Origin of the sequence: Nitrobacter sp. 62-23, assembly GCF_001897285.1 — a bacterium.
Classification (GTDB): domain Bacteria; phylum Pseudomonadota; class Alphaproteobacteria; order Rhizobiales; family Xanthobacteraceae; genus Nitrobacter.
In genome coordinates, this window is the sequence record NZ_MKSM01000137.1 from 61,362 (window position 1) to 69,297 (window position 7,936).

6 protein-coding genes are annotated in these 7,936 nt (G+C 65.0%); 2 read left to right on the plus strand and 4 right to left on the minus strand.

Features of this window, described 5'->3' with window-relative positions:
- Positions 1-40 precede the first annotated feature (40 nt).
- From BGO16_RS17110 to BGO16_RS17120, 3 genes are read right to left on the minus strand one after another with little or no spacing between them, the layout of a single operon-like run.
- On the minus strand, positions 41-502 hold the full coding sequence (locus tag BGO16_RS17110; RefSeq protein WP_292620294.1) for a GNAT family N-acetyltransferase: 462 nt from the start codon (positions 500-502) through the stop codon (positions 41-43).
- A gap of 44 nt (positions 503-546) precedes the next feature.
- Positions 547-1,575, minus strand: a complete 1,029-nt coding sequence (locus BGO16_RS17115) for a peptidoglycan -binding protein (protein ID WP_292620296.1) — start codon at positions 1,573-1,575, stop codon at positions 547-549.
- A 12-nt stretch (positions 1,576-1,587) separates the two neighbouring features.
- Positions 1,588-2,655 (minus strand): flagellar motor protein MotA, encoded by a 1,068-nt coding sequence (locus tag BGO16_RS17120; protein WP_292620298.1) that lies wholly within the window; start codon positions 2,653-2,655, stop codon positions 1,588-1,590.
- A 443-nt stretch (positions 2,656-3,098) separates the two neighbouring features.
- Here BGO16_RS17120 and BGO16_RS17125 point away from each other — a divergent pair, with 443 nt between their 5' ends.
- Positions 3,099-4,307, plus strand: a complete 1,209-nt coding sequence (locus BGO16_RS17125; RefSeq protein ID WP_292620300.1) for an efflux RND transporter periplasmic adaptor subunit — start codon at positions 3,099-3,101, stop codon at positions 4,305-4,307.
- A 6-nt stretch (positions 4,308-4,313) separates the two neighbouring features.
- A complete protein-coding gene (locus BGO16_RS17130; protein WP_292620302.1) occupies positions 4,314-7,475 on the plus strand; it encodes an efflux RND transporter permease subunit in 3,162 nt (1,053 codons plus the stop codon).
- A 76-nt stretch (positions 7,476-7,551) separates the two neighbouring features.
- On the opposite strand, the gene BGO16_RS17135 is transcribed toward BGO16_RS17130, so the two are convergent.
- The coding region (locus BGO16_RS17135; RefSeq protein ID WP_292620304.1) for an inositol monophosphatase family protein at positions 7,552-7,936 on the minus strand (385 nt) is incomplete at its 5' end.

The window sequence follows — 7,936 nt, forward strand, 5'->3', positions numbered from 1 at the left end:
GTTCGGGCACACTCTCCCGCAAGGGGAGAGGGAAGACAGATCAAGGCTCCCACGCCATCTTCTTGACCGGCCGCCCCGACGTCGGATTGACGTCGTCGCCCGCGTGCGCGAACCCGTTGCGCGCATAGAATCGGATAGCGCGCGCGTTGTCGGTGTTGACCAACAGCGTGATGCCCCCAGGCGACAGCCGCTTCGCCTCGTTCATCAGCGCGTTTGCGATATCGCCGCCCCAATGCGCGGGGCCGACCACGAGCTGGTCGAGATAGCCTCCCGTGTCGATGGTGACGAAGCCGACAAGCTCGCCGGATTGCTCGGCGACGACGATCGCGGCATTCCGCGTCAGTTCGTTGCGCCAGCGCTCGCGCCACCACGGCACGCGCGCGGCGAAATCGATCGCGGGATAGGCCCGCTGCCACGTCGCCTGCCAGAGCGCGATGGCGGCGTCTTCGTCGGCGGGCGCATAGGGGCGGAGTTCGAACGCCTCAGTCGCTTGGTTGGGCATGATCTTACCCAAAAACCGGAAATCCACTTTTTGGGATCATGTCCTCACCGCTCCGTCAGCTTCAGCTCGATGCGGCGGTTGCGCTTGTAGGCGTCTTCCGTCGTGCCATCGTCGAGCGGCTGGAATTCGCCGAAGCCTGCGGCGACCAGGCGCTGCGGCGGCACGCCGCGCGACACCAGATACTGCACCACCGAGATCGCGCGCGCTGACGACAGGTCCCAGTTCGACTTGAAGACAGGACTGTTGATCGGCCGCACGTCGGTGTGGCCGTCAACCCGCAACACCCATGGGATGTCGCCCGGAATCTGCTTGTCGAGATCGCTCAGCGCGCCGGCCACCTTGTCAAGTTCGGCTTTGCCTTCCGGCAGCAGCACCGCCTGCCCGGTATCGAAGAAAACCTCGGACTGGAAGACGAAGCGGTCGCCGACGACCCGGATATCCGGCCGGTTGCCGAGGATGGCGCGAAGCCGTCCGAAGAATTCCGAGCGATAGCGCGACAGCTCCTGTACCCGCTTCGCCAGTGCGACGTTCAACCGCTGCCCGAGATCGGCGATGCGATTCTGCGACTCCTTGTCCTTCTTTTCGGATGCGTCGAGCGCGTCTTCCAGCGCCGCAAGCTGCCGGCGCATCGCGCTGATCTGCTGGTTCAGCACTTCGACCTGCGCCAGCGCGCGGGCTGAAATCTGCTTCTCCGATTCCAGCGCCTTGTTCAGTTGGACATTGCGGCCGGCGGCGTTGTTGCCGGCGCCGGCGAGGCCGTCATAGAGACCCTTGATGCGGTCGCGCTCGGCCTCCGCCGATGCAAGGCCCGCGCGCAACTGGCCGACCTCCTCGCTGAGGCTGAGCTTGCCCGATTTTTCCAGCGACAGCAGATCGGTCAACTCCGCGATCTTGGAATTGAGCTGGCCGAGCGCCTTGTCCTTGCCGGACACTTCCTGTGACAGGAAGAACTGCACGACCAGAAACACCGACAGCAGGAACACGATCGAGAGCACCAGCGTCGACAGCGCGTCGACGAATCCCGGCCAGTAGTTGAAGCCGCTTTCGTTTCGGCGGGTGCGTGCCAGGGCCATCGTTCCAGATTCTCAGGCCTCTCCCCCGGCCGCGGGCGATGCCGGGCGTGAAGCGGCCGCCGGGGGCAGGGATACCGTCAGTTCCTCTCCTGTCTGCTGTGCGAGAAGCTCCAGCAGTTTCCTGATCTCGCGGTTCTGCTCGCCCTGTTCGTCGGCCCATTCGCGGATCATCTGCTGTTCGGTCCGCATGTGGCTGACGAGCCCCTGAATGGCTTCCGCCAGGCTCGCCATCGCGGAGGTCGTATCCTGGTTGGGTCGCGCCTGTTCGAGGCTGGCGCGAAGTCCCTCGATCGCGGTCTTTATTCCGGCCGACGGGTCGGCGCGGGTCTCGCCGCCATATTCGCGAACAGTGGTGGCGAGCCAGTCCTCGAGGTCGGTATAGAAGCGGTTCTGCGCCTGGCTTGATTGGAGATCGAGAAAACCTAGGATTAACGATCCGGCGAGGCCGAACAGCGACGAGGAAAACGAAATGCCCATGCCGCCGAGCGGCGCTGCGAGACCCTCCTTCAGCGTATCGAACAGCGAGCCGGCGTCGCCGCCGACCTTCAGGCCGTCGATCACCTTGCCGACCGAGCCGACGGTCTCAATCAGGCCCCAGAAGGTGCCGAGCAGGCCGAGGAACACCAGAAGGCCGGTCATGTAGCGCGAGATGTCGCGGGCTTCATCGAGCCGGGTGGCGATGGAATCGAGCAGATGCCGCATGGTCTGCTGCGAGATCGCCATCCGCCCGGTGCGCTCGCCTCCGAGAATCGCGGCCATCGGCGCCAGCAGCCGCGGCCGCCGGTCGGGGCCTGGCCGGCCCGGACTGGCGATGCGGAAACTGTTGACCCAGGCGATCTCCGGATAAAGCCGCACCACCTGCCGGAATGCAAAAATGATTCCGACCGCGAGCACGCCGGCGATCAGCGCGTTGAGGCCCGGATTGGCGAAGAAGGCCAGAACGATCTGCTTGTAAAGGATCACTGCCACCAGGGCGCACAGCACGATGAAAACCAACATGCGCACCAAGAATATTTGGGGCTGCGACAGTTTGGTCGGTTCGATCGCTGGAGCGGAGCCGGGGGCCGTGCCTTGCGCCATGAGTGACCGCTTATCCGTCAGGTGAAGCAGAGAGTCGCGACAGGCGCATTATGCCACGGTGCTGCCGGCAAAAAATAGCTGTCCACCGGTTTTGTCGTGCTTGGAGCTAAATGCATCGCGAAGCGTCGTATCCTTTTCTCTCGATAGAGTGAGGAGGAGCGCGCGCGGGCCTTCACGCCGGGCCGCATCTGCTCGCAGGTTGCCAATTCCCTTTGATTGGGATGGAACCCGGTTCACGACTGTGTGAATCTGAAAAACATAATTTCTATCAAGTCGATAGCACTTATGTGACATTGCGCCGCCGCGAGAGGTTATTGCGTCGCAGCCGGTGTCGTTTAATCTGCTCCTATCGGACATCGCATGGATTCGCGCATGATTCTGCGAGCATCGCGCTTCGCGGAATGCGGGTTCGTGCTTCCGCATCACGGGGTCTCCAGGTTCCAATGCCAAGAATAAATTCACGACTGACGTCCGTCGCCCTTTTGATCGCCGGATTGTCGCCGCTCCTCGGCGGCTGCAACGAGCCGGTCACGGCGGAAGCGTCGATCAGCGCGGTGATCCCCGAAGTCAGCGTCGTCACCGTGGTTCCCAAGCCGCACGCGATGGTGCACGAACTGCCCGGCCGCATCGCGCCGTTGCGCGTTGCCGAAGTGCGTCCGCGCGTCTCCGGGATCATCACCGAGCGCCTGTTCAAGCAGGGCAGCGAGGTCAAGGCCGGCGATCCGCTATATCAGATCGATCCGAAGCCGTTCGAAGTCGAATTGCGGGCTGCCGAGGCGGCGCTCGCGAAGGCGAACGCGATATTCGAGCAGGCGTCGCTGCAGGCCAAGCGTATCCAGCAACTGACGGCGCGTCACGCGACTTCCGAGGTCGAGAACGAGAAAGCGATCGCCGCCCTGCGCCAGGCCGAGGCCGATGTCGCCGGCCGCAAGGCCGACGTCGCACGGGCGCGACTCCATCTCGATTACACCACCATCCGCGCCCCGATCGACGGCGTGGTCGGCGCGGCCCAGGTCACCGAAGGTGCGCTCGTCGTCCAGAACGACGCGGCGAGCCTGGCGACGGTGCAGCAGCTCGACACGATCTACGCCGATTTCACCCAGTCGGTGAGCCAGCTCAACGGCCTGCGCCGTGCGTTCGAGAGCGGTGACCTGGAGCGCATCGCGCCGGGCGCGGCGAAAGTCCGCCTCGTGCTCGATGACGAGGCGCTCTACCCGCTGCCTGGAAAATTCCTGTTTTCCGAAGCCAAGGTCGATGCCTCGACCGGGCAGGTGACGCTGCGCGGCGAATTTCCAAATCCGAAGCGCGAGCTTTTGCCGGGCATGTATGTCCGCGTGCTGCTGGAGCAGGGCGTCGACAGCGACGCGATCGCCGTTCCGCAGCAGGCGGTGCAGCGCGACGCCGGCGGCGGCAGCGAGGTCTTCGTCGTCAAGGACGACGGCCGCGTGATCGTGCGTCCGGTCCGGACCGCTTCGGTCCAGGACGGCCAGTCGATGGTCAGCCACGGCCTCAAGGCGGGCGACCGCGTTGTGGTCGAAGGCTTCCAGAAATTCACCGCCGGCGACAAGGTCCGCGCGGTGATGTGGGCGGAAGCCGATGCTTCGGGGGCGGCGGGAGCGCTGCCGGGCGAGACCGCGTCCGTCCGGCGGTAATCGCTCATGCCGGCATTCTTCATCGACCGGCCGGTTTTTGCATGGGTGATCGCGCTCTTCATCTGCCTGATCGGCGCGATCTCGATTCCATTCCTGGGCGTTGCGCAATATCCGATCATTGCGCCGCCCTCGATCTCGGTCGCGACCGCCTATCCCGGCGCCTCGCCGCAGAACCTTTACAACAGCGTTACGCGTTTGATCGAGGAACAGCTCAACGGCGCCTCGGGCATTCTCAATTTCGAATCGACCAGCGACTCCCTCGGCCAGGTCGAGATCACGGCGTACTTCGTTCCCGGCACATCGACCGATCTCGCCTCGGTCGACGTGCAGAACCGCATCAAGCGCATCGAATCGCGATTGCCGGCCGCCGTGCTGAAGGAAGGCATCCTGGTCGAGGAAGCCTCGAGCGCGGTGCTGCAGATCATCACGCTGCGCTCGCTCGACGGCAGCCTCGACGAGGTCGGCCTCGGCGATTTCATGGTGCGCAACATCATCGGCGAGATCCGGCGTCTTCCCGGCGTCGGCCGCGCCACGCTGTTCTCCACCGAGCGCTCGCTGCGCGTATGGGTCGATCCCGACAAGCTGGTCGGCTATGACCTGACGTCGGACGACGTCACCAAGGCGATTGCGGCGCAGAATGCGCAGGTCGCTTCGGGCAGCATCGGCGCGCCGCCGAGCCGGACCGGGCAGAAAACCGCGGCGCTGGTGTTGGTGAGGGGGCAGCTCACCACGCCCGAGGAATTCGGCTCCATCGTGCTGCGCGCCAACCGCGACGGCTCCACAGTGCGGCTGCGCGATGTGGCGCGGGTCGAGGTCGGCGGCATGGACTATCGGTTCACCACCCGCCTCAACGGCAAGCCGACCGCCGGTCTTTCGGTGATGCTCGCGCCGGGCGCCAATGCGCTCGCGACCGCAAGCGCGGTGGAAGTCAAGATGAAGGAGTTGTCGAAGTTCTTCCCCGCGACCATCGCCTACGACATTCCCTACAACATCACGCCGGTGGTGAAAGCCTCGATCGAAAAGGTCGTGCATACGCTGATCGAGGCGGTGGTGCTGGTGTTCCTGGTGATGTTCCTGTTCCTGCAGAACATCCGCTACACCCTCATTCCGACCATCGTGGTGCCGGTGGCGCTGCTCGGCACCTGTGCGGTGCTGCTGCTCGCGGGCTATTCGGTCAACATGCTGACGATGTTCGGCATGGTGCTGGCGATCGGCATTCTGGTCGACGACGCCATCGTCGTGGTCGAGAACGTCGAGCGCATCATGGCCGAGGAGGGGCTGCCGCCGAAGGAGGCGGCGCGCAAGGCGATGTCGCAGATCACCGGCGCAATCGTCGGCATCACGCTGGTGCTGATGGCGGTGTTCGTGCCGATGGCGTTCTTTCCGGGTTCCGTCGGCATCATCTACCGGCAGTTCTCGGTCACCGTGGTCGCCGCGATCGGCTTCTCCGCGCTGATGGCGCTGTCGCTGACGCCGGCGCTTTGCGCCACGCTGCTGAAACCCGTGCAGGCCGGGCACGGCCACGCGCGCAAGGGGCTGTTCGGCTGGTTCAACCGTGGGCTCGACGGCGTGCGCCGCCGCTATGTCTCCACCGTCGGCTGGTCGGTGAAACGAACCGGCCGGCTGATGCTGATCTACGCCGTGCTGGTCGGCGGCCTTGTCGTCGCGTTCGTTCGCCTGCCCGCGGGCTTTCTGCCGGTGGACGATCAGGGCTTCATCACGACGGACGTGCAGACGCCGTCGGATTCCTCCCACGGCCGCACCGAGGCAGCGGTGTCGGCGGTCGAGCGATATCTCGCGAACCGGCCGGGCGTTGCGGATGTCACGTTTCTCACCGGCTTCAGCTATTCCGGCCAGGGCATGAACACCGCGCAGGCCTTCATCAGCCTGAAGGACTGGTCGGAACGTCCCGGGAAAGAGTCCGCCGCCAACATCGTAGCCGACATCAATCGCGATCTGGCCTCGCTGCGCGACGCCAAGATCGCCGCGCTGCAGCCGCCGCCGATCGACAACCTCGGCAACTCCTCCGGATTCAGCTTCCGCCTGCAGGATCGCGGCCAGAAGGGCTACGCGGCGCTGATTCAGGCGAGCGATCAGTTGATCGCCGAGGCCAATGCCAGCCCGATCCTGCGCAACGTCTATGTCGAGGGCTTGCCGCCGGCGCCTCAGGTCAATCTGGTGATCGATCGCGAGAAGGCGAGCGCGCTCGGCGTCGCCTTCCAGGACATCAACGATACCATGTCCACCAATCTCGGCTCGACCTATGTCAACGACTTTCCCAATCGCGGCCGGATGCAGCGTGTGATCGTGCAGGCGGACCGCGACGGCCGCACCACCGCGGACGAGATCCTGAGCTACAACGTCAAGAACAGCAGCGGGCAACTGGTTCCGTTCTCGTCATTCGCCTCGATCGACTGGTCCAAAGGGCCGACCCAGGTCGTCGGCTTCAACTACTATCCGTCGGTGCGCATCAGCGGCGAGGCGCGGCCGGGCTTCACGTCCGGCGACGCCATCGCCGAAATGGAGCGGCTTGCGGGCCGGTTGCCGCGCGGTTTCGGCTACGAGTGGACCGGCCAGTCGCTGCAGGAAAAGCTGTCGGGATCGCAGGCGCCGTTCCTGCTCGGGCTCTCGGCGCTGGTGGTGTTTCTCTGCCTTGCCGCGCTCTATGAGAGCTGGACCATTCCGTTGGCCGTGCTGCTGACGGTGCCGCTCGGCATCAGCGGCGCGGTCATCGCCGCAAGCGCGCGCGGGCTTGCCAACGATGTCTATTTCACCGTCGGCCTCATCACCATCATCGGCCTCGCCGCGAAGGACGGCATCCTCATCATCGAATTCGCCAAGGATCTGCGCGCGCAGGGCAAGTCGCTGATCGACGCCACGATCGAGGCATGTGCGCTACGCTTCCGCCCCATCCTTATGACCGGTCTCGCCTTCGTCTGCGGCGTGCTGCCGATGGTGGTCGCACGGGGAGCGGGCGGAGCGAGCCAGCAGGCGCTCGGCACCAGCGTCATGGGCGGCATGATCGCGGTGGTGGTGCTGGCGCTGTTGATGGTGCCGGTGTTCTTTGTTGCCGTGATGCGCGTGCTCGGACGCGACAAAAGCGGCCTGGAGCCGGCGGGCGAGCCTGAAATTCACGGGCCGCCGGCGCCGCTGCATCCGGCGGAGTGAACGAGATTATTGTTTTGACGCGGGTTTCTTCGCGCGAGCCAGCATCCATCCTCGGGTCAGTCCCGAGGGCATAGGTTCACAGCGGCCTGATGATCCTCACCAGTTCACCATGGACGAACTCGTTGCCGCAAATCACGTCGCCGGTCACAAGCGGATCGTCGTCGCCCTGGATGCCGCTGACGATGCCGCCGGCCTCGCGCACGATGATCTGTCCGCCTGCGATATCCCAGGGCTGCAGGTTGCGTTCCCAGTAGCCGTCGAGGCGTCCGGCCGCGACGTAAACCAGATCGAGCGAGGCCGCGCCGAAGCGGCGCAGACCGGCCACCTTGGGCTGAAGGGCCGCCATTTCCCGCCGCGACAGTTCGTGGTCGCCGCGTCCGATGTGCGGCAGGCCGCAGGCGATGACGCAATCGTTCATCTGGCGCCGCCCGGCCACGCGCAGCCGCTGGTCGTTGAGAAAT

Coding starts and splice junctions, on each gene's coding strand:
- BGO16_RS17120 (WP_292620298.1), bottom strand. CDS start 2,655: ATGGCGCAAGGCACGGCCCCCGGCTCCGCTCCAGCGATCGAACCGACC.
- BGO16_RS17125 (WP_292620300.1), top strand. CDS start 3,099: ATGCCAAGAATAAATTCACGACTGACGTCCGTCGCCCTTTTGATCGCC.
- BGO16_RS17115 (WP_292620296.1), bottom strand. CDS start 1,575: ATGGCCCTGGCACGCACCCGCCGAAACGAAAGCGGCTTCAACTACTGG.
- BGO16_RS17110 (WP_292620294.1), bottom strand. CDS start 502: ATGCCCAACCAAGCGACTGAGGCGTTCGAACTCCGCCCCTATGCGCCC.
- BGO16_RS17130 (WP_292620302.1), top strand. CDS start 4,314: ATGCCGGCATTCTTCATCGACCGGCCGGTTTTTGCATGGGTGATCGCG.